The 21,491-nt window shown below is 65.7% G+C and carries 18 protein-coding genes; 13 read left to right on the plus strand and 5 right to left on the minus strand.

Features of this window, described 5'->3' with window-relative positions:
* Positions 1-3 precede the first annotated feature (3 nt).
* Both phbB and IAG41_RS20430 read left to right on the plus strand, forming a co-directional pair.
* Complete coding sequence (phbB, locus tag IAG41_RS20425; RefSeq protein WP_187730540.1) at positions 4-726, plus strand: acetoacetyl-CoA reductase; 723 nt, start codon at positions 4-6, stop codon at positions 724-726.
* A gap of 185 nt (positions 727-911) precedes the next feature.
* Positions 912-1,901 carry an esterase-like activity of phytase family protein gene (locus IAG41_RS20430; RefSeq protein WP_187730541.1) on the plus strand — a complete coding sequence of 330 codons (990 nt, stop codon included), beginning with the start codon at positions 912-914 and terminating at the stop codon, positions 1,899-1,901.
* A gap of 73 nt (positions 1,902-1,974) precedes the next feature.
* Here the strand turns inward: IAG41_RS20430 and rpmB are convergent, their stop codons facing one another.
* Positions 1,975-2,271 (minus strand): 50S ribosomal protein L28, encoded by a 297-nt coding sequence (gene rpmB, locus IAG41_RS20435; RefSeq protein ID WP_187730542.1) that lies wholly within the window; start codon positions 2,269-2,271, stop codon positions 1,975-1,977.
* A gap of 150 nt (positions 2,272-2,421) precedes the next feature.
* On the opposite strand from rpmB, the gene IAG41_RS20440 reads away from it, so the two are divergent.
* From IAG41_RS20440 to IAG41_RS20455, 4 genes are all read left to right on the plus strand, one after another.
* Complete coding sequence (locus IAG41_RS20440) at positions 2,422-2,703, plus strand: hypothetical protein (RefSeq protein ID WP_187730543.1); 282 nt, start codon at positions 2,422-2,424, stop codon at positions 2,701-2,703.
* Positions 2,700-2,885 (plus strand): YqaE/Pmp3 family membrane protein, encoded by a 186-nt coding sequence (locus IAG41_RS20445; RefSeq protein WP_187730544.1) that lies wholly within the window; start codon positions 2,700-2,702, stop codon positions 2,883-2,885. The genes IAG41_RS20440 and IAG41_RS20445 overlap by 4 nt, the downstream gene beginning before the upstream one ends.
* A gap of 49 nt (positions 2,886-2,934) precedes the next feature.
* Positions 2,935-3,363, plus strand: coding sequence for a nucleoside deaminase (locus IAG41_RS20450; RefSeq protein ID WP_187730758.1), 429 nt, complete (start codon positions 2,935-2,937; stop codon positions 3,361-3,363).
* Between the two features lie 95 nt (positions 3,364-3,458).
* Entirely contained in the window at positions 3,459-4,757 is a 1,299-nt protein-coding gene (locus IAG41_RS20455; protein ID WP_187730545.1) for a hemolysin family protein, read from the plus strand.
* A 46-nt stretch (positions 4,758-4,803) separates the two neighbouring features.
* On the opposite strand, the gene IAG41_RS20460 is transcribed toward IAG41_RS20455, so the two are convergent.
* Both IAG41_RS20460 and purD read right to left on the minus strand, forming a co-directional pair.
* A complete protein-coding gene (locus IAG41_RS20460; RefSeq protein ID WP_187730546.1) occupies positions 4,804-5,460 on the minus strand; it encodes a hypothetical protein in 657 nt (218 codons plus the stop codon).
* A gap of 104 nt (positions 5,461-5,564) precedes the next feature.
* On the minus strand, positions 5,565-6,827 hold the full coding sequence (gene purD / locus IAG41_RS20465; protein ID WP_187730547.1) for a phosphoribosylamine--glycine ligase: 1,263 nt from the start codon (positions 6,825-6,827) through the stop codon (positions 5,565-5,567).
* Here purD and xseA point away from each other — a divergent pair.
* The 4 genes from xseA (at position 6,826) to IAG41_RS20485 (ending at position 12,590) form a co-directional block, all read left to right on the plus strand.
* Entirely contained in the window at positions 6,826-8,205 is a 1,380-nt protein-coding gene (xseA, locus tag IAG41_RS20470; protein WP_187730548.1) for an exodeoxyribonuclease VII large subunit, read from the plus strand. The two genes, purD and xseA, sit on opposite strands and share 2 nt — an antisense overlap.
* A gap of 22 nt (positions 8,206-8,227) precedes the next feature.
* A complete protein-coding gene (locus tag IAG41_RS20475; RefSeq protein ID WP_187730549.1) occupies positions 8,228-8,431 on the plus strand; it encodes a DUF2093 domain-containing protein in 204 nt (67 codons plus the stop codon).
* Positions 8,428-9,285, plus strand: coding sequence for a M23 family metallopeptidase (locus IAG41_RS20480; RefSeq protein WP_187730550.1), 858 nt, complete (start codon positions 8,428-8,430; stop codon positions 9,283-9,285). Before IAG41_RS20475 ends, IAG41_RS20480 begins: the two co-directional genes overlap by 4 nt.
* A gap of 263 nt (positions 9,286-9,548) precedes the next feature.
* The gene (locus tag IAG41_RS20485; protein ID WP_187730551.1) at positions 9,549-12,590 is read left to right on the plus strand and encodes a TonB-dependent receptor domain-containing protein; all 3,042 of its coding nucleotides are present in this window, start codon (positions 9,549-9,551) and stop codon (positions 12,588-12,590) included.
* 99 nt (positions 12,591-12,689) lie between these two features.
* Here the strand turns inward: IAG41_RS20485 and clpB are convergent, their stop codons facing one another.
* Positions 12,690-15,272: an ATP-dependent chaperone ClpB gene (clpB, locus tag IAG41_RS20490; RefSeq protein ID WP_187730552.1), complete on the minus strand. Its 2,583-nt coding sequence runs from the start codon at positions 15,270-15,272 to the stop codon at positions 12,690-12,692.
* Between the two features lie 250 nt (positions 15,273-15,522).
* On the opposite strand from clpB, the gene IAG41_RS20495 reads away from it, so the two are divergent.
* The 3 genes from IAG41_RS20495 to IAG41_RS20505 all read left to right on the plus strand — a co-directional run bounded on the left by IAG41_RS20495 (position 15,523) and on the right by IAG41_RS20505 (position 20,353).
* Entirely contained in the window at positions 15,523-17,838 is a 2,316-nt protein-coding gene (locus IAG41_RS20495) for a TonB-dependent receptor domain-containing protein (protein WP_187730553.1), read from the plus strand.
* Positions 17,839-17,942: 104 nt separating this feature from the next.
* Complete coding sequence (locus IAG41_RS20500) at positions 17,943-20,069, plus strand: penicillin acylase family protein (RefSeq protein WP_187730554.1); 2,127 nt, start codon at positions 17,943-17,945, stop codon at positions 20,067-20,069.
* On the plus strand, positions 20,066-20,353 hold the full coding sequence (locus IAG41_RS20505; protein WP_187730555.1) for an ExbD/TolR family protein: 288 nt from the start codon (positions 20,066-20,068) through the stop codon (positions 20,351-20,353). The genes IAG41_RS20500 and IAG41_RS20505 overlap by 4 nt, the downstream gene beginning before the upstream one ends.
* 3 nt (positions 20,354-20,356) lie before the next feature.
* Here the strand turns inward: IAG41_RS20505 and IAG41_RS23375 are convergent, their stop codons facing one another.
* Positions 20,357-21,448: a M28 family metallopeptidase gene (locus tag IAG41_RS23375; protein WP_316251195.1), complete on the minus strand. Its 1,092-nt coding sequence runs from the start codon at positions 21,446-21,448 to the stop codon at positions 20,357-20,359.
* Positions 21,449-21,491: the final 43 nt, after the last annotated feature.

Consider the following 21,491-nt stretch of genomic DNA (forward strand, 5'->3'; position numbering starts at 1 on the left):
CATATGGCACGCGTAGCGATCGTGACGGGCGGCACCCGCGGCATCGGCGAGGCGATCAGCCTTGCTCTCAAGGAGCATGGCGTAACGGTCGCCGCCAACTATGCCGGCAACGAGGAGAAGGCGAATGCCTTCACCGAGCGCACCGGCATCGCCAGCTACAAATGGGACGTAGGCGATTTCGATGCCTGCGCCGCGGGAGTCGCCCAGGTCGAGGCGGAGCTGGGTCCTGTCGATATCGTCGTCAACAACGCCGGGATCACCCGCGACGGCACGATCCTGAAGATGAGCCGGGACATGTGGGAGGACGTGATCCGCGTCAATCTGGGCGGGTGCTTCAACATGGCGCACGCGACGTTTCCGGGCATGCGCAGCCGCAAATGGGGACGGATCGTCAATATCGGCTCGATCAACGGGCAGGCGGGTCAATATGGCCAGGTCAATTACGCAGCCGCTAAATCGGGCATCCATGGCTTCACCAAGGCGCTGTCGCAGGAAGGCGCGCGCGCGGGCGTGACCGTGAACGCGATCGCGCCTGGCTATATCGATACCGACATGGTCGCCGCAGTACCGCCCGAAGTGCTCGAGAAGATCGTCGCGAAGATCCCGGTGGGCCGACTGGGCCAGGCGAGCGAGATCGCCCGCGGTGTGGTGTTCCTGTGCTCGGAAGAAGGGGGCTTCGTCACCGGATCGACCCTGTCGATCAACGGCGGACAGCATATGTACTGAGAGTCGATGGGGGCCGGTTCTTTCGAACCGGCCCCCAGCCCTCGATACGCTACGCGAGGGATCGATACGCGAACAACGAGCCCCTTCTACCGGGGTTCCGTTGATTTGAAGCTGAACGAATTGGTTATCTGGCGTTCATAATTGATCGCTGGATGCCCTCCGCATAACGGGTATGAGCGTAGGGGATGCGGTTCGGCTTCCTGAAATTCGGCGTCCTGCTATTGGCCCTGATACCGGATTCGTCCAGCGACACGCTGCGCGTCAGGCTGGGCAGCGTACCCGAAATGCGCACGGTTCGCGTGCCGCTCGATCCATCCGATCCCGCGCGCACGCGGCTCGGCGCGCTCACCTATCTAGGCGGTGCGCGCCTCGTCAGTCGCGATCGGGTCTTTGGCGGCTTTTCGGCGATGCAGGTGCTGGGGGACCGCTTCACGCTGCTCAGCGATCGCGGCAACATCGTCCAGTTCCGCATGGGCAGCGATTGGCGGGCTCGCGAGATCCGCTTTGCCGATCTGCCGAGCGGACCGGGCACCGGCGCGTTCAGGGAGGATCGCGATTCGGAATCGCTCACGTACGATCCTGTGGCCGGAAAATTCTGGGTGGGTTTCGAGCAGCGCAATGCGATCTGGCGCTACGATGGCAATTTTCTGAAAGGCGAAGGTGCGGCGCGGCCACCGGTCATGAGGGACTGGTCTGGAAGTGGCGGAGCCGAATCGTTGGTGCGGCTGCACGACGGTCGCTTCATGGTGATCAGCGAGACGACCCGGCCCGATGGTGGGCATCGGCGAGGCGAGCGTGTGGCATTGATCTTTGCCCGCGATCCGACCGATCCTGCCGGCCCGATTGCTGTTCTCTCTTATGTGCCGCCCAAGGGATATGACCCGAGCGATGCGGCTGAACTGCCCGATGGCCGCCTTTTGGTGGTGAACCGGCGAATCACGCTGCGCGATCTGTTCACCGCCAAGCTGACCGTGGTCGATATTCGCGGCGCCAAGGCGGGGACGGTATTGCGGGGCGCCGAGATCGCCACCTTCGCGGCGCCGGTGCAGCATGACAATTTCGAAGCACTGGCGATCACGCGCGAGAGCGGCACGACGATTCTGTGGATCGCCTCGGACGACAATAATGAATGGTGGCAGCAATCGCTGCTGCTCAAATTCCGCCTGGATCTGTAAGTCGGCCAGACACGGCAAGGCCCGCCCCCACGCGAAGCGGGAGCGGGCCTATGCCGTCATCGCTAGGGCCGAATCAGGCCGCGGCGGTTTCCGCGGTCTTCTTGCGCAGTTCGCGCTTCAGACGGCGGACGCGCAGCGAGAGATCCTCGTCGCTGGTCTTGAGCAGCCAATTGTCCAGGCCGCCGACATGCTCGACCGAACGCAGGCCGTGCGTCGAGACGCGCAGGCGCACGCTCTTGCCGAGTGCGTCAGACATCAGCGTCACGTTCTGCAGGTTGGGCAGAAAGGTGCGCTTGGTCTTGTTGTTGGCGTGCGAAACGTTGTTTCCCACCTGCCGGCCCTTGCCGGTCAGCTCGCAAATGCGCGACATCGCTTGAAATCCTGAATTTTGGCCGAAGCCGGAAAGGCCGCGCCGATAACCCCATTGGCGGGCCACGTCAACCGATTCACTCTTTTCGACGCAACCGAGTGGGCAGATGCGGCGTTAATTACGCAAGCGATTCAATCGGAGAGAGAAACGATGCGTGCAATCCTGGTGCTGGTCGGCCTTGTTGCCGTCGTCGTCGTCATACTCATGTCGCTGGGGATGCTCAATCTCCAGATGCAGAGCGGCAGCTTCCCCACGGTCACGGTCAACACCAAGGGCGGCGAGCTGCCCAAGGTCAAGGCGGAGACCGGCTCGATCGGCCTGGGCACCACCAATACCACCGTGCAGGTGCCGACGGTGGAGATGAAGAACACCACCGTGACGACGCCCACGATCGACGTGAAGCCGGCCGCCAAGCCGACCCCGGCACAATGAGTGCGACGCCCGGCCGAATCGCCGCGGCGTTGCTGCTGCCTCCGCTCGGCGTCTATCTGGCGCGCGGGCCGGGGCGGGATTTCCTGATTGACTGCATCCTGACCGTGCTCGGATATCTTCCCGGCATGGCGTTCGCGCTCTGGACGGTGCTGCGGCCGGAGAATCGTCCGGCACTCGCCTGATCGGGGCGAGGACGCTAAGCCGCGTCCGATGTTCCAGCTCCCCGAACCGATGCGTGCCGCCTTTGAGGCGGCGCAAGCCGCCGCCGAGCAGGGCGAGGTACCGATCGGCGCGGTGATCGTGTGGAAGGGCGAGATCGTCGCGAGCGCCGGCAACGCGCCCCGCACGCTCCGTGATCCCACCGCGCATGCGGAGATGCTGGCGATCCGAGAGGCGGCGCGAATACTCGGCCGGGACCGGTTGGAGGATTGCGACCTCTGGGTGACGCTCGAGCCCTGCGCGATGTGCGCCGGGGCGATATCGCATGCGCGGATCGGGCGCCTCTATTATGCTGCCGGCGATCCCAAGGGCGGCGCGATCGAGCATGGCCCGCGTTTCTTCGGCCAGCCGACCTGCCATCATCGCCCCGAAGTCTATTCGGGCATTGGCGAGGTCGAAGCGGGGAATATGCTCAGGGAGTTCTTCCGGGAGCGGCGCTGACGCAATTGCGCACGCCTGTTGCGCCTCTGCACCGAAAGTCTCGCGACTGCCGGTTGTAGTGAGCGGCATAGTGCGGATATGGAGTCGGCTTCATCATGAACGCCCCTTTTCCCTGGATCGACGTAGCGATCATCCTCGTGCTCGTCGCTGTGAACGGCGTCTTTTCGATGTCCGAGCTGGCAATCGTCTCCGCGCGCACCGCGCGGCTGGAGGCGCTTGCGCGGAGTGGCAACAAGGGCGCGGCGACCGCGATCCTGCTCGCGGCCGACCCCGGCAAGTTCCTGTCGACCGTCCAGATCGGCATCACGCTGATCGGCATTATCGCGGGTGCCTATTCGGGCGCCAGCCTGGGCGAGCCGGTGGCGCAGCGCCTCGCCTGGACCGGGCTCAGCCCCGAAACCGCGCATACCGTCGGCATCGCGCTGGTCATCGCGCTCACCACTTATGCCTCGCTGGTCGTCGGCGAGCTGGTGCCCAAGCAGTTCGCGCTGCGCTCGCCCGAGCCGATCGCGGCGATCATGGCGCTGCCGATGCTGTGGCTCAGCCGGATCACCGCGCCGGTAGTGTGGTTGCTCGACAAGAGCAGCGCGCTGATCTTCCGGCTGATCGGCCTCAAGCGCGAATCCGAGAATCGCGTGACGGCGGAGGAGCTGCACCTGATCGTCGCCGAGGCCAGCAAGTCGGGCGTGATCGAGGAACATGAGCGCTCGATCATCTCGGGCGTGGTGCGCCTGGCCGATCGCCCGGTGCGCGAAGTGATGACGCCGCGCACCGAGGTCGACTGGCTCGACGTGTCGCTCGACGGCGCCGGTATTCGCGACGCATTGCTCGCGACCCCGCACACGCGGCTGCCGGTGGCGGAGGGATCGGTCGATTCGGTGATCGGCGTGGTCCAGGCGCGCGACATCGCCGCAGCTTTGTTCCGCGGCGAGGCGCTCGATCTCCGCAAGCTGATGCGCGCCGCGCCGATCCTGCCTGATCAGGTCGATGCAATGGACGCGCTAGGGGCGCTGCGCCGCGCCGAAGTGCCGATGGGCCTGGTCCATGACGAATATGGCCATTTCGAAGGCATCGTGACCCCGGCCAATCTGCTCGCGGCGATCGCCGGCGAGTTCGCGTCGGACGCCGATCCCGGCGACAACCCCAATGTCGTGGTGCGCGAGGATGGCTCGCTGCTCGTCTCGGGCCAGATGCCCGCCGATGCACTGGCCGAACGGCTCGGCATCGATCTGCCCGAGGACCGCGACTACGCCACCGTCGCGGGTCTCGCGCTTGCGGTGCTCAAGCATCTGCCCAATGAGGGTGAGGTGTTCGCCGAGCAGGGCTGGCGCTTCGAGATCGTCGACATGGACGGCCGCAAGATCGACAAGCTGCTGGTGCGCGACGAGCGCTAGGCAGTCGTCACGCCAACCACTCGCCAATGTCGATCCGCGTAGGAGCTCAGAGCTTCCCGAACGTCGCCTCATAGCCCGCGACATCGCCTGCCGCGAGGAAACGGGCCTGCTCGATCCAGCGGTCGCGGTGGATGCGCCCCTGGAAATTGCCGAGCTGCGCGTCGAGCGCCGCGGCTTCGTCCGGGCTCATCGTCGAAAGCTGGGCGAAGCTGGTGATGCCCAGCTCCTTCAGGCGATCGACCAGCTTGGGGCCGACGCCCTTCATCCGCGTGAGATCGTCGCCGCCGGAAGCCGAAGGGGGCGGAGGCGCAGGAACGTCGGCGGCGAGCGAGGCCGGCGATGCATCGAGCGGCGCGGCGGCGGCGATCGGCTCGTCGGCGATCGGCGGCTCGGGTGCGATCTCCGGTTCGGGCGGGGCGGGCGGCATCGCCGGAAGCGGCGCCTCGGCGATCGGCGGCGGGGCAGGCGCGACCGGCGGTGTCGGCGCGGAAGGCGGTGCTGGGACCGGCTCGTCTGGGAAATGCGCTTCGCCGCGATCTTGCAGCTCGTCCCGCGCATGGCGACGGCGGATCGCCAGGCGCGTTCCCCAGACGATGATGTAGAGTGCGAAGAGCACGCCGAGCGCGATCAACGCGAAGGGCAGGGTCAGCCATCCCTGGTCGCCGTTCAGCAAGGCGGCGGGCGGGGTTGCCATATCGTTCATCTGCGCCCTCCCGACGCTATCCAGAAGCGGACTTCGCGCCCTGCATAGCGTCGGTTGGAGATGCGTCCAACGGCGATGCGGTCGAAGCGCCGCGCCGAGCGGCTTTATTTTTCCCGCGCGACCTCGCGCCAGCCGATGTCGCGACGGCAAAAGCCGGTCGGGAAGTCGATCGCATCGACAGCGCGATAGGCGGCGGCTTGGGCAGTGCGGACATTGGGGCCGATCGCGGTCACGTTGAGTACGCGCCCACCACTTGCCACCAGCGTGTCGCCGTCCAGCCGGGTGCCGGCCTGGAACACGCGCGCGCCGGTCGCCTCCGCTGCGTCGATCCCGCGGATCGCGCCGCCGGTCTCGGGCGTGCCGGGATAGCCCTTCGCCGCCATCACGACGGTGAGCGCCGTCTCGGTGCTGAACCGCGGGGCGGGTCGTCCGGCGAGCTCGCCCCTGCCGGTGGCGAGCATCAGTTCGAGCAGATCGTCCTGCAGCCGCATCATCAGCACCTGGCATTCGGGATCGCCGAACCGGGCATTATATTCGATCAGCTTGGGGCCGGCACGGGTGAGCATCAGCCCGGCGTAGAGCACCCCCGAATAGGGCATGCCGGCACGCGCCAGCGCTTCCACGGTGGGCCGCACGATCGTCTCGATCGCCTCGCGCTCCAGCGCGGGGGTGAGCACGCGGGCAGGGCTGTAGGCGCCCATTCCGCCGGTGTTCGGCCCCGTGTCGCCGTCGCCGACTCGCTTGTGGTCCTGCGCCGATCCGAAGGGGAGGATCGTGGTGCCGTCGGTGATGACGAACAGGCTGGCTTCCTCGCCTTCCAGGAATTCCTCGATCACCGCGCTGCCGCCCGGCTCGGCGAAGATCGCCAGCACAGCCTCCTCGGCTTCCTCATGCGTGAACGCGACGGTCACGCCCTTGCCGGCGGCCAGGCCATCGGCCTTGATCACCACCGGCAGGCCGAAATCCTCGAGGCTGGCGAGCGCGCCGTCGCGCGATTCGACGCGGACATAGCCCGCGGTCGGGATGCGCTCGCGTGCGCACAGGTCCTTGGTGAAACCCTTCGATCCCTCGAGCTGCGCCGCGGCCTTGTTGGGCCCGAACACGCCGATACCCATGGTGCGCAGATTGTCGCCGAGCCCTGCGACCAGCGGCGCCTCGGGTCCGATTACGACGAAGCTGATCGAATGGCGCAGGCAGAAATCGATCACGGTGCGCTGATCCGAGATCGCGATATCGGCGAGCTCGGCATACTTGGCTATTCCCGGATTGCCCGGTGCCGCATAGAGCTTGTCCAGCAGCGGCGATTGCGCAAGCTTCCAGGCAAGCGCATGTTCGCGACCCCCCGATCCCAATAGCAGGACGTTCATGGCCGACCCCTTTCCCGATACGTCATCCGGGCGGCTCGTAGCCGAGGCGGTGCCCGGCGACAACGCGGCTCCGCTCAGTGTCAGCGAGCTTTCGCTTGCGCTGAAACGGATGGTGGAGGGCGAGTTCGGCCATGTCCGCCTCCGCGGCGAGATTTCGGGCTGGAAGCGCGCGGCTTCGGGCCACGCCTATCTGGCGCTCAAGGATGCCGATGCGGTGATCGACGGGGTGATCTGGCGCGGTGCCGCGTCCGCACTCGCCTTTGCCCCGCAGGACGGTATCGAGGTGATCGTCACCGGCAAGCTCACCACTTATCCCGGCCGCTCCAAATACCAGATCGTGATCGAGCGGATGGAGCTGGCCGGCGAAGGCCAGCTGATGGCGCTGTTCGAGAAATTGAAGGCCAAGCTGGCGGGCGAGGGGCTGTTCGATCGCGAGCGGAAAAAGCCGCTCCCCTATATGCCGCGCACGATCGGGGTGGTGACCTCGCCCACCGGCGCGGTGATCCGCGACATTCTGCATCGCCTCGCCGATCGCTTCCCCAGCTATGTCATCGTCTGGCCCGTGAAGGTGCAGGGCGACGGCGCCGCGGCCGAGGTTGCCGCGGCGATCCGTGGCTTCGATGCGTTGCCGGAGGATGGTCCGGTAAGGCGGCCCGATCTCCTAATCGTCGCACGCGGCGGCGGATCGATCGAGGATCTCTGGGCCTTCAACGAGGAAGTCGTGGTCCGCGCGATCGCCGCCTGTTCGATCCCCGTGATCTCGGCGGTGGGGCACGAGACCGACACCAGCCTTTCCGATTTCGCCGCCGATCTGCGCGCGCCGACGCCCACCGCGGCGGCGGAGATGGCGGTTCCGGTGCTCGCCGACGTCGCCAATACGATCGCCACGCTAGCGCTCAGGACCGAGCGCTGCGCCCGCCGCTATCACGAGCGCGCCGGCGAGCGGCTGGCGGCGCTGGTCCGCGTGCTGCCGCGCCGCGATGCGCTGCTCGGGCCGCAGCGCCAGAAGATGGACGATCTCGGCGGCCGGCTCGATCGCGCGCTCGAACGCCGCGTGACCTTGGCGCGCGGCCAGCTCGATCGCTCGTCGGGTGCGCTCCGGCCCGCGATGCTCGACCAGCGTCTCGCCGCCGCGCAGCACCGGCTTGAGGCGATGGGCCGGCACCTCGATCTCGTCCATCCCAATCGCCCGCTCGAGAAAGGCTATGCCTGGGTCGAGGCGCGCGGCACCGGCAAGGTGATCGGCAGCGCTGAGGGCGCGCGCGCGGCGCAGGCCGTGACGCTCCATTTTGGAGACGGCGCGGTCGACGCGCGGGTTGAGCGTCCCGCCGGCAAATCCTATGTTACAACCAAGCCCGAACAGCCCAGCCTGTTGTGAATAGACGAAGGATCGCGCGCTTATGCTGATGTCCAACACCACCGCCCGCGCGGCGCGCCTTCACTATATGGCGAACGGCTTCCGCGTGCTTTCACCCGGCGATCATGTCGTCTGCGTGGCGAGCGGCGAGCGCATTCCGCTCGACGAGCTGCGCTACTGGAGCGTCTCCGCCCAAGAACCCTATGCCAGCGCCGAGATCGCGATGCGGACGATCCACGCAAAATGAGTTCCTTCGCGCGGCTGTGCGCCGCGCTTTTCTTGGTGCCGTTCGCAGTTCCCCTCCAACCGATCGGGGCGCAGGTCGCCCCGCTATCCGGCGCGTTCCGGCTGCAGGGCTCGTTGATCCAGGGCGGCATGGCGATCGGCACCGCACCGCCGGGCACGCGCCAGCTCAACCTCGATGGCATCGCGATTCCGGTCGCGTCCGATGGCCGCTTCCTGATCGCGTTCGATCGCGATGCGGGGCCGACGGCGACCCTGGTCGCAGAGTTGGCGAACGGCGGTGATGTGCGCGAGACGTTGGCCATCGCCCCGCGCGCCTGGAACATCTCCCGGCTCCCCACGCTCCCGAGATTTCCCGTGCCCGCCCCCGAATTCGAGCGGGTGCGTCCCGGTGAGCTCGCCGAGCTCGAGGCGGCGCGGGCGATGCGGACCGATGCGGAGGGCTGGCGCCAGACGTTCCAATGGCCGCTCACCGGCCGTATCTCGACGCGGTTCGGCTCGCAGCGAATCTATGCCGGCGAGCCGGGCGCCTATCATGCCGGAATCGACATCGCCCGCGCGACCGGCACGATCGTGCTGGCGCCCGCGGACGGTGTCGTCGTGCTGGCCGCGGCAAGGCCCTTCACGCTGGAAGGCAACCTGCTGATGATCGATCACGGCATGGGGCTCAACAGCGCCTTCATGCACCTGTCGCGAATCGACGTGCGAATCGGGGATCGGGTACGGCGGGGGCAGTCGATCGGCGCGGTGGGGATGACGGGACGTGCGACCGGACCGCATCTTCATTGGGGTCTCAAGTGGCGCGATGCCCGGATCGACCCGCTTCTCGTCGCGGGACCGATGCCTTCTGCCAAATAAACGCGCATGGGTTTTCGCGTTTGCAACATAATCGAACAGCGCTGGTGGCGCGGGCGCAATATTCGACCCCGAAATGTGGCTTTTTGGCTACAGTTCTTCAAAACGCACCGCACAAACATGAATGCCGGCTTTACAGCGCGCAGGTCTCGCTTATCCATCGCTCCAAGCTTTGCCCGACGTGCGCGCTGCGCACATCCGGCTTAGCGGGGAGACATCCCGGCCCGGGGCACATCGCAAAACGGCCGGAAAAGCGAGGGAATTCCATGAAGAAGACGCAAATCACTTTGCGCGGGAGCACGGCTCTGTCGGCGCTCGCGTTGATCGGCGCAGGGGCGCTGTTTGCTGCGCCTGCGATGGCGCAGGATACCACGACACCGGCAACGCAGACCGCGCCCGCGACCGAGGATGCGGGCCAGGGCCAGGACATCGTCGTCACTGGTTCGCTGTTCTCGACCAGCACGATCACGCCGTCGCCGGTGACCACCGTCACCGCCGAATCGCTCGATCAGCGCGGCATCAACACCGTTCAGGACGCGATCCAGCAGCTTTCGTCGAACAACGGTCCGTCGCTGACGAACTCGTTCACCGCGAACGGCGCGTTCGCCGGCGGTGCATCGTCGATCTCGCTGCGCGGTCTGTCGACCAACTCGACGCTGGTTCTGTTCGACGGCCTGCGCGCCGCTTACTACCCGCTCGCCGACGACGGTTCGCGTAACTTCGTCGACCTCAACACGATCCCGGACGACATTGTCGACCGTATCGAAGTTCTGCGTGACGGCGCTTCGTCGAGCTACGGCGCCGACGCGATCGCGGGCGTGGTCAACATCATCACCAAGAAGAGCTTCCAGGGCGTTGCGGGCCGCGTCGAAGCGGGCATTGCGGAGCGCGGCTTCGGTGCGAACCAGCGCTTCACGCTGACCGCCGGCACCGGCGACCTCGATGAGAAGGGCTACAACGCCTATCTCAGCGGCTTCTTCTATCGCAGCGAAGCAGTCTACAACAAGGATCTGCCGGCACCGTTCAACACGGACGACCAGCGCAACATCTGCTTTGACGGCACCTGCGGTCCGAACGGCATCATCAACGGTCTCGACCAGGCTGGCCACTATGGCGGCTTCGCGATCCCGACCGACTTCTATGTCCGTCCGTACACCAATGTCGGCTATTCGAACGGCGTCCAGAACGGCGGCGTCGCCGTTGGCCGCTACCAGAAGCTGAACCCGAACTCGGCCTGCATCAGCGGCATGTCGTACACGCCGACCGCAGCCGATCTGGCCGCCTCGGCCGTGACGCCGACGTTCGTCTGCCAGGAAGATCTGACCGGCCAGTACGGCGCGGTTGCACCGAACATCGAGCGCTTCGGCGGTTCGGCGCGCTTCACCGCCCGCATCGGCGATTCGTCGGAAGCCTATCTGGCGTTCAACTTCCAGCAGAGCACGGTCAACTATAACGGCTTCCCGGGCACGATCCGCGGCAACGCGCCGACCGGCATCGACTATCCGCGCTTCACGACCTCGGCAGCATTCGCGCCGCCGTCGGCACCCGGGTCGGGCATTCTCGCCCTGCCGGTCTATGTCTGCCCGCAGCGCGTGAACTGCGATGCGACCAATGGCGTCCTCAACCCGAACAACCCGTTCGCCGCTGCAGGCAATATCGCGCGCATCACCGGCCGTCTGCCCGATCCGACGTTCAACGAGACCCGCAGCAAGGTGTATCGTGCGGCGTTCGGCATCAGCGGCACCGTGTTCGGTGACTGGGACTATCGCTTCGACGCGACGGCAATGCACACCGACCTGAAGCGTCGCCAGGAAGGCTATGTTTACATCCAGCACCTGCTCGATGTGATCGCCGACGGCAGCTACAACTTCGTCAATCCGTCGGCCAACACCCAGAAGGTGATGGACTATCTGACGCCGAGCAACGTCGGCTTCAACTCGTCGGATCTGTATCAGGCGCAGTTGAGCGTGAACAAGGCGGTGTTCGATCTGCCGGGCGGTCCGCTCCAGATCGGTGTCGGTGGCTCGATCTACTACGAAGCCGTCGACTCGCCGAGCGGCAACCCCGACTATAACGGTCCGACCCAGCGCTATTTCGTGCTCAACGCGTTCGGTACCGTCGGTAATCGTACGGTCGCTTCGGCGTTCGGCGAAATCAACGCTCCGATCCTCGACCAGCTCGAAGTCAACGCTTCGGGCCGCTACGATCACTACTCGTCGGGTCAGAGCGCGTTCTCGCCGAAGGTTGGCGTGAAGATCACGCCGATCAAGCAGGTCTCGCTCCGCGGTACTTATTCGAAGGGCTTCCGCATCCCGTCGTTCGGTGAGGCCAACGCCCTGCCGACCACCGGTTATGTGTCGCAGTCGATCTCGAACATCCCGGCGGCATTCCTGGCGCAGTACAGCACCCCCACCGGCGGTGTCTGCTCGGCCAGCAACCTCCCGGGCTGCCCGACCTACCTGACCACCTACTCGATCGGTCTCACCACGCTGGCTTCGCCGAACCTGAAGCCTGAGAAGTCGCGCAGCTTCACTGCCGGCATCTACTTCGAGCCGATCCACAACGTCTCGCTCACGGTCGACTATTACAACATCAAGAAGACCGGAGCGATCACCGCGCCGTCGTCGGCGCCTGCCGTTGCGGCATATTATGCCGGCACGGCGATCCCCGCCGGCTACAATGTGGTTGCCGACGCGGTCGATCCCAACAACCCGAATGCCCGTCCGAAGATCGCGTTCGTTGAATCGCAGCTGATCAACGCCAACACGATCAAGTCGGAAGGCATCGACTTCGGCGCCAACGCCAAGTTCGACATCGGCGGGGTCACCTGGACCAGCAACCTCGAAGCCAGCCTCATCCTCGAGCTGAGCACGACGTTCCCGGACGGCACCAAGGAGACGTATGTCGACACGCTCGGCAACTTCAACCTGACGGCCGGCTCGGGTACCTTCCGCTGGAAGGGTAACTGGGTGAACTCGTTCGCTTCGGGTCCGTTCACGCTGACCGGTGTGGTCAACTACACCTCGGGTTACGACCTGTCGGCGATGGACCAGGGCACGGGCTATGGTGACTGCGGTCTCTCGCCCGGTTACGTGCCCTGCCGCGTGAAGAGCTACACGACGTTCGATCTGAGCGGCAGCGTGAAGGTCAACGACCAGTTCACCTTCTACGCGAACGTGCTCAACGTGCTCGACAAGATGCCGCCGGTTGACGCGGTCACTTACGGCGCGTTCCTCTACAACCCGGTCCAGGCGGGCAACGGCATTTACGGCCGCATGTTCCGCGCCGGCGCGAAGTTCAACTTCTAAGCCGAACGGACGCAAAAGATCGGGGCCGCTCCTTCGGGAGCGGCCCCTTTTTTGTGCCCATTTTCAGCAGCGCCGATCGCAAGCCGCGCTCGGCCGCGGCTATTCCACGGCCAGTTTGAGCGCCCCGTCGCCCTCGTCGACCTTCACCGTCGATCCGTCGCGCACGTCGCCGCGCAGGATCATGTCGGCCAGCGGATCCTGCAGATAGCGCTGCACCGCGCGCTTCAGCGGGCGCGCGCCATATACCGGGTCATACCCAACGCGCCCGAGCCAGGCCCGCGCCGCATCGGTGAGTTCGATCCTGATCTTGCGATCGGCGAGCAGCTTGCCGACGCGCCCGACCTGGATGTCGACGATCGGCGCCATGTGATCCGCCGCCAGCCGGTGGAACAGGATGATCTCGTCGAGCCGGTTGAGGAATTCGGGCCGGAAATGGGCGCGGACGACGTCCATTACCTGCGGCTCGACATCCTCGACCCGCTGCCCCTCACCCAGATTGGTGAGATATTGGCTGCCGAGATTCGAGGTCAGGATGATGATCGTGTTCGAGAAATCGACGGTTCGGCCCTGGCCGTCGGTCAGCCGCCCGTCGTCTAGCACCTGGAGGAGCACGTTGAATACATCGCCATGCGCCTTCTCGACCTCGTCGAACAGTACGACCTGATAAGGCCGACGTCGAACCGCTTCGGTTAGAACGCCGCCTTCCTCATAACCGACATAGCCGGGAGGGGCGCCGATCAGCCGCGCGACCGAGTGCTTCTCCATGAACTCGCTCATGTCGATCCGCACCATCGCCGAAGAATCGTCGAACAGGAATTCGGCGAGCGCCTTGGTCAGCTCGGTCTTGCCGACGCCGGTCGGCCCCAGGAACAGGAACGAGCCGAGCGGCCGGTTCGGATCCTGCAGCCCCGCGCGGCTGCGACGGACGGCGGTCGCGACGGCCTTCACTGCATCGGCCTGGCCGATCACCCGCTTGGCCAGGGCCTCTTCCATCTGAAGCAGCTTCTCGCGCTCGCCCTCGAGCATCTTGTCGACCGGGATACCCGTCCAACGGCTGACCACGCCGGCGATGTCGTCGGCGGTCACTTCCTCGCGCAGCATCGCGCTCTTGGTGGTGGCCTGCGCCTCCTCCAATTGCTTCGTCAACGCGGGGATGGTCCCGTAGCTGAGCTCGCTCATCTTCGCGAGGTCGCCAGCGCGCTGCGCCTGCTCCAGCTCGGTGCGCGCGGCATCCAGCTTCGCCTTGAGCTGCGCCTCGGCGGAGATCTTGTCCTTCTCCGCCTGCCAGCGTGTCGTCAGCTCGGCCGATTGCTGCTCGAGATTGACCAGCTCGGCTTCCAGATTGGCGAGCCGATCCTTCGATGCCGCATCGGTTTCCTTGCGCAGCGCCTCGCGCTCGATCTTGAGCTGGATGATCCGGCGATCGAGAGTCTCGATCTCTTCTGGCTTCGACTCGACTTCCATGCGGATGCGCGAGGCGGCCTCGTCCATCAGGTCGATCGCCTTGTCGGGCAGGAAACGGTCGGTGATGTAGCGGTTGGAAAGCGTCGCGGCGGCGACGATCGCGGCGTCGGTGATGCGGACGCCCTGATGGTGCGCCTCGTACCGGTCCTTCAGGCCCCGCAGGATCGAGATCGTGTCCTCGACCGTCGGCTCGCCGACGAACACCGGCTGGAAGCGCCGCTGCAGCGCCGCGTCCTTCTCGACATATTTGCGATACTCGTCGAGCGTCGTCGCGCCGATGCAGTGCAGCTCGCCACGCGCCAGCGCGGGCTTGAGCAGATTGCCCGCGTCCATCGCGCCTTCGCTTTTGCCCGCGCCGATCAGCTGGTGCATCTCGTCGATGAACAGGATGATATGGCCCTCGCCGGCCTTCACCTCGTCGAGCACGCCCTTCAGCCGCTCCTCGAACTCGCCGCGATATTTCGCGCCGGCGATGAGCGCGCCCATGTCGAGCGCCATCAGCGTGCGGTCCTTGATGCCGTCGGGCACATCGCCGTTTACGATGCGCAGCGCGAGCCCCTCGGCGATCGCGGTCTTGCCGACGCCGGGCTCGCCGATCAGCACCGGGTTGTTCTTGGTGCGGCGCGCCAGGATCTGGATCGTGCGGCGGATCTCCTCGTCGCGGCCGATCACCGGGTCGAGCTTGCCGTCGCGCGCCGCCTGGGTGAGGTCGCGCGCGAACTTCTTGAGCGCGTCGTAGCGGTCCTCGGCGCCTGCGGTATCGGCGGTGCGGCCGCCGCGGATCTCGTTGATCGCCGCATTCAGCCCTTCGGGGGTCGCGCCAGATGCCTTGATCGCCTTGCCGGCCGCGGTGTTGAAGCCGAGGGCCAGTGCGACCAGCAACCGTTCGACCGTTACGAAGCTGTCGCCGGCCTTGGTGGCGATCTGCTCAGCCTGGTCGAGCACCCGCACCAGATCATTGTCGAGCCCCGGCGTCGCCTGCGCGCCGCTGCCCGATACCGCCGGAATCTTCGACAGCGCGAGATCGGTTTCGGTCACCGCGCGCTTGGCGTCGCCGCCCGCGGCCGAGATCAGCCCGCTGGCCATGCCCTGCTCGTCCTCGAGCAGCGCCTTGAGCAGATGCTCGGGCGAAATCCGCTGATGGCTCATCCGGATCGCGACCGTCTGCGCCGATTGCAGGAAACCCTTTGCGCGGTCGGTGAATTTTTCGAGATTCATGATCGTCCCTGTTTGCTGATTGCCAGCAGATAGTGTGGCATTTTGGCCACACAAGAGGCGCATTGCGCGGCCCCCGAACGCAACATGGGGAGATTGGTCGCGGAAATCCAACGGCTTTCCCGCCTGTCCGAAACCTGTCTCGCGATCGTAGCCGAACTGCCATGCAACTCACCAAATGCTGCAATGCACAAGGCCTAGCGGCGGCGGACGTGGGCGAAGGGTCCACGCCATTTCCCAGAGGAACATGCGCATGCGCAAGGTTGCAGCCGCCCTGTTGGCCAGCTCGTCGATTTTCATTTCCGGTACAGCGTTCGCGCAAAGCGCGGTCACCGCAGTCGATGTGGCGCCCGCGGCCGACGATAGCGGCTCTGGCGACATCGTCGTGATCGGCAGGGGCGAGACGCGCCAGGTCCAGGAACTCGGCCAGCAGGATCTCGCCGAGCTCACGCCCGGTACCAGCCCGCTCAAGGCGATCGAGAAGCTTCCCAGCGTCAACTTCCAGGGCGCCGATCCCTTCGGTGCCTATGAATGGGCGCAGCGCGTCTCGATCCGCGGCTTCAACCAGAACCAGCTCGGCTTCACGCTCGACGGCATCCCGCTCGGCGACGCCAGCTATGGCAACGTCAACGGCCTGCACATCAGCCGCGCGATCATCAGCGAGAACATCGCGCAGACGCGCGTGTCGCAGGGGTCGGGCTCGATCGGCACGCAGGCGACCAACAATCTGGGCGGCACGCTCGAATTCTTCTCGCGCGATCCCTCGCGCGAATTCGGCGTCGACGTGAACGCCACCAGCGGCAGCGACAGCTTCTGGCGCGTGTTCGGCCGGCTCGACACCGGCGAGCTCGGCGCCGGCGGGCCCAGCGTCTCGGTCTCCTTCGTCCATTCGGACACCGACAAGTGGAAGGGCTGGGGCTCGCAGCGCATCAACCAGGTCAATGCCAAGGCGGTGATGCCGTTCAACGACACGGTCCGCGCGGTCGGCACCTTCGATTTCTCGGATCGCCGCGAGAATGATTATCAGGACATGTCGCTCGGGATGATCAAGCGCCTGGGCTATGATTGGGACAATATCTCGAACGATTATGCGCTGGCGGTGAAGGTCGCCGATGTCGGCGCGAATACCGGCTATACGGGCGTGACGCCAACTAACCCGGCGGCAGGCACCGTCTATCCGGCACCCTTCGCCAATCCCGACGACGCCTATTTCGACGCCGCTGGCCTGCGCCAGGATTATCTCGCCTCGCTGGGCGTGGAAGCGACCGGCGACGTGCATGGCCAGCTCAAGGGCTATTACCATTCGAACCATGGCCAGGGCATCTGGTTCACCCCATACACTGCCTCGCCCTCGGGCGTGCCGATCTCCATCCGCACCACCGAGTACGACATCCGCCGCAAGGGCGTGTTCGGCGATATCGGCACCAAGCTGGCATTCAACGATCTGACCGTCGGCGGCTGGTACGAGAATAATGATTTCCGCCAGGCGCGGCGCTTCTACGGCCTTACCAGCCGCACCGATCCGGGTCGCGACAGCCTCGATTTCCAGAGCGATTCGTTCGCGACCCAGTGGGACTGGAAGTACAAGACCGAAACCTTCCAATATTATGTCGAGGACAAGCTCGGTTTCGGCCCGCTCACCGTCAATCTCGGCTGGAAGGGCTTCAGCGTCACCGATCGCGCCAATCCGATCATTGGCGGTGGACTTGCCGGCGGCGAGATCAAGGTGACCGACTGGTTCCAGCCACATGCCGGCTTCGCCTATGAGGTCATGCCCGGTGCCGAGCTGTTCGGCGGCTTCACCCAGGTGACGCGCGCTTATGTCGCCTCGGCGACGACGGGCCCGTTCGCCACCACCCAGGCCGGCTTCAACGCGCTGCTCGGCGGCGCCACCAAGCTCAAGCCCGAACAGTCGGACACCTATGAGATCGGCGGCCGCTTCCATCGCGGCGCCTTCACCGGCTCGCTCGCCGGCTATTATGTGAACTTCCGCAACCGTTTGCTCGCGGTCACCGTCGGCGCCGGCATCGTCGGCAACCCGCCGATCTTGCAGAATGTCGGCGATGTCCGCTCGGTCGGCGTCGAGGCGACCGGCGACCTCAAGCTCGGCAGCGGCTTCGGCCTGTTCGCCTCGTACAGCTACAATGACTCGACCTATCGTGACGACGTGATCACCAACTCGATCGTGGCCGGCGTGCCGACCAAGGTGGTCGTCCCCACCGCCGACAAGACCGTGGTCGATGCGCCGAAGCACATGCTCAAGGGCGAGCTGACCTATGACAATTCGGGCTTCAACGTCCGGATCGGCGCCAATTATATGAGCAAGCGCTACTTCACCTACACCAACGACCAGTCGGTCGAGGGCCGGGTGATCGTCGACGCCACGCTCGGCTACAAGTTCGATCTCGGCGGCCATGACCTGGAGCTCCAGGGCAATGTCACCAACCTGTTCGACAAGAAGTACGTCTCGACGATCGGCACGAACGGCTTCGGCAATTCGGGCGACAACCAGACGCTGATGGCCGGCGCGCCGCAGCAGTTCTTCCTGACGCTGAAGGCCGGCTTCTAAATCGGGTACCGGGCGGGCGGGAGACCGCTCGCCCGGCATTGACCTGTTCCGCGACCTCCCCGACAAGATGCGCGAAGCGCGGAACGGCGCGGGGGAGGATGCTCATGAAATGGTTCCGCCGTATCGGGCTGACGGTGCTCGTCCTGGTCGTTCTCGTCGCGATCGGGCTCGCCAGCTGGGAGCCTTTGCTCGCCTCCCGCGCGGCACCGCCGCCGGCGCACAGCTACGACGTCACCATCGCCCGCGACAATTTCGGCGTGCCGCATATCTTCGGGAAGACCGACCCGGACGTCGCCTATGGCATTGCCTATGCCCATGCCGAGGACGATTTCTCGACCCTCCAGGAAGTGGTGGCGATGACGCGCGGCCGGCTGGGCGCGATGACCGGCGCGGACGGCGCCAAGACCGATTTCGTCGTCCATCTGCTCGGCGCCCGCGCCACGGTCGCGCGCGATTACGACAAGCAGCCCGCGGACGTGCGCGCGCTGCTCGACGGCTATGCTGCGGGCCTCAACCGTTACGCCGAGAAGCATCCGGGCGAGGTCCGCCTCTCCCGCCTTTTCCCTGTCAACGGCCAGGACATCGCCACCGGCTTCGTCCTGCGCTCGCCCTTCTTCTTCGGACTCGATGCGGTGCTCGGCGCGCTGGCGGGGGACAAGCCGCTTCCCGTCGAGAGTGCCGGTCCGCAGCCCGACGCGCCCGACGTCACCCCGCTCGGCCCCAACCCCCAGGAAGCCGGATCGAACGCCTTCGTCGTCGCGCCGAAGCGCTCGGCGGACGGCTTCACTAGGCTCGTTTCCAATTCGCACCAGCCCTGGCGCGGCGGCGCCGCCTGGTACGAGCTGGTCGTGCATTCCCAGGCGGGGTGGAACTTCGCCGGCGCCACGTTTCCCGGCGCGCCCTATCCGCTGCTCGGCCATAACGAGCATCTCGGCTGGACCAACACGGTCAACCGCCCCGACATGATCGACGTCTACAAGCTGGTCACCGATGGCGATCGCTATCGCTTCGACGGCGAGTGGCGGCCGCTGGAGAAGCAGACCGTCTGGCTGCCGGTGAAATTGTGGGGGCCGTTCGTGCTGCCCGTCCCCAAGACCGTCTCCCGCGCCGTCCAGGGTCCGGTCGTGCGCAACAGGGAGGGCAGCTACGCGCTCCGCTATGGTGGCGCCGACCAGCTCAAGATGGTCGAGGAATATTACCGGCTGAACCGCGCGCAGGATTTCGCCCAGTGGCAGGCGGCGCTGGCCATCCAGGGGGTGCCCGGCACCAACTTCCTCTATGGCGACGCCGCCGGCAACATCGCCTATTTCTACAATGCCAGCTTCCCCAATCGGAAGCCGGGCTTCAACTATGCCCAGGTCCTGCCGGGTGACACCTCGAAGGCCTACGCGCCGGGCACCGTTCCGTGGAGCATGGTCCCGCGCAACATCAACCCCGCCTCGGGCTTCCTGATCAACGCCAACAATTCGCCCTATCAGGCGGCGGGGCAGGGCTCCGAGATCCCGCGGCAACCACCCTTGCTGGGCGTCGAGACTGACACCACCAATCGCGGCACCCGCGCGCTCGAGTTGATGGGCGCGAACCCGTCGATCCGCGCCGAGGACCTGTACCGGATCAAGTTCGACAGCGGCGTCAGCCGGCTGGGGTATCTCGGTGCCTGGTACAGCGAGCTGCTCGCGGTCGATCCGAAGGGCGATCCGCTGCTCGCCCGCGCACATCAGTTATTGGCGCAGTGGGACTGGAACTTCGACGGCAAGGGACCGGCCGACAGCCTCGCCTTCTCGATCCTGCGCGTCCCCAATCGCTGGCATTACGAGCGCAAGCCCAAGCCCGATCCGCGCAAGGTGCTCGTCGAAGCCGCGAGCTATCTCCACAAGCATTTCGGGCGGCTCGACCTGCCGCTCGGCGACTTCATCCGCCTGCAGCAGGGCAAGGTCGATCTGCCGCTCGACGGCGGCCCGGATTCGCTGCGCGCCGCGACGAGCTATGACGAACTTCCCGACGGCCGCCTCGCGATCAAGCATGGCGACAGCTTCATCATGTTCATCACCTGGGACAAGGCGGGCAAGGTATCGTCGCAGTCGATCCAGCCCTTCGGTGCAGCGAGCACCCGCCCGGAGTCGCCGCACTATACCGATCAGGCGAAGCTGTTCGTCGAGCATAAGCTCAAGCCGGTCTGGTTCGATCCCGCGCAGTTGAAGGGGCATATCGAGCGAAGCTACCGGCCATGATCTTGTTGCTTTCCGCGCTGCTGGCCGGAGCTCAGACGGCGGAGCCCGTCCGTATCGACATTACCTGGGACGGCGAGACCTGCGGCGCGGCTATCGGCGGCACTCCGATCACGGAGAACGATCTCGATCGGCGCGCCCGGCAATGGGTGCGGGAGAAGCGGGAGGTGTCGCTGCGCGGCACGGACCGGACACCGTATCGCTGCATCGGCGGTACGATCTATCGCCTGCAGATGGCGGGTCTGGTGCGGATCGGATTTTTCAGCGAGCCGCCGCCGAAGCCCTGATCGTCAGAGCTTTGCCGCCGGAGCCGGCCTCGGTGCCTTTGGCGCCCTGGGCGCGAAGCGTTCGCCGAACGGGTCCCGGTCATACCATAGCGGTGCTACGTCGCCGTCGGCGATCTCGCGGGCGATCAGATAGTTGAGCTTCGCGAACTTTGCGCCGGCATTCCAGTCGAAGGGCAGCGACAGGTCGTCCGACACCTGGTGATAATGGGTCTTCAGGAAGCTGCGGAACGCCTTCTCGCCGCCATTCTTGAATCCGGTGACGAGGAACACCGACGGCACGCCCGCCTGGACGAAACTGTAATGGTCCGAGCGGACGAACAAATTCTCCTCGGGCATCGGGTCCGGCGACAGCGTCACGCCCATCTTCGCACCCGCCGCCGCCACGATCGGCCCCAAGGTCGAATGCTCGGCGCCGAACGCGACCACGTCCTGGAAATCGTAGAGCAGGATCGGCATGTCGAGGTTCACGTCGGCGACCACGCGTCCGGTGCCGATCACCGGGTTCTTCGCCAGATAGGAGGAGCCGAGCAGCCCTTCCTCCTCGCCCGCAAGCGCTACGAAGAGGATCGATCGCCGCGGCGGCTTGCCGCTGGTCATGAAGGCGCGCGCCGCCTCCAGCATCGTCGCGACGCCGGCGGCATTGTCCATCGCGCCATTGTAGATCTTGTCGCTTCCGGGCCTCGGATCCACCCCGATATGGTCGAGATGCGCGCTCAGCACGACATATTCGTTTTTGAGCACCGGGTCCGACCCAGGCAGGATGCCGATGACGTTCGGCGCCTTATAGGTCCGCGTGACTTTTCCCGCGGGAAGGCGGATCGGCACCAGCTGGAACCACGGATAGTCGGTGCCGCCAGGTTTCAGGCCCAGCGCCTGGAAGCGCTCGGCGACATAGGCCGCCGCGGTCAGATAGCCCTTGCTGGCGGTGAAGCGGCCCTCGAGCTTGTCGTCCGCGAGATAGGTGACGTCCGCGCGGACGCGATCGGCGCTGAATTGCGGCTCGTCGGTCGCGGTCGGCCCCTGGGCCGCGGACTGCGTGAGCGCCACCGGCGCGAGGCCGAGCGTAACCGCGGCGAAAAACAGGGACAGGCGCATCAAGGGTCCTTGAAAAGCGAAAGGCAAGCCGCTCAGGCTAGAC

Origin of the sequence: Sphingomonas sp. JC676, from assembly GCF_014489075.1 — a bacterium.
Lineage (GTDB): Bacteria > Pseudomonadota > Alphaproteobacteria > Sphingomonadales > Sphingomonadaceae > Sphingomonas.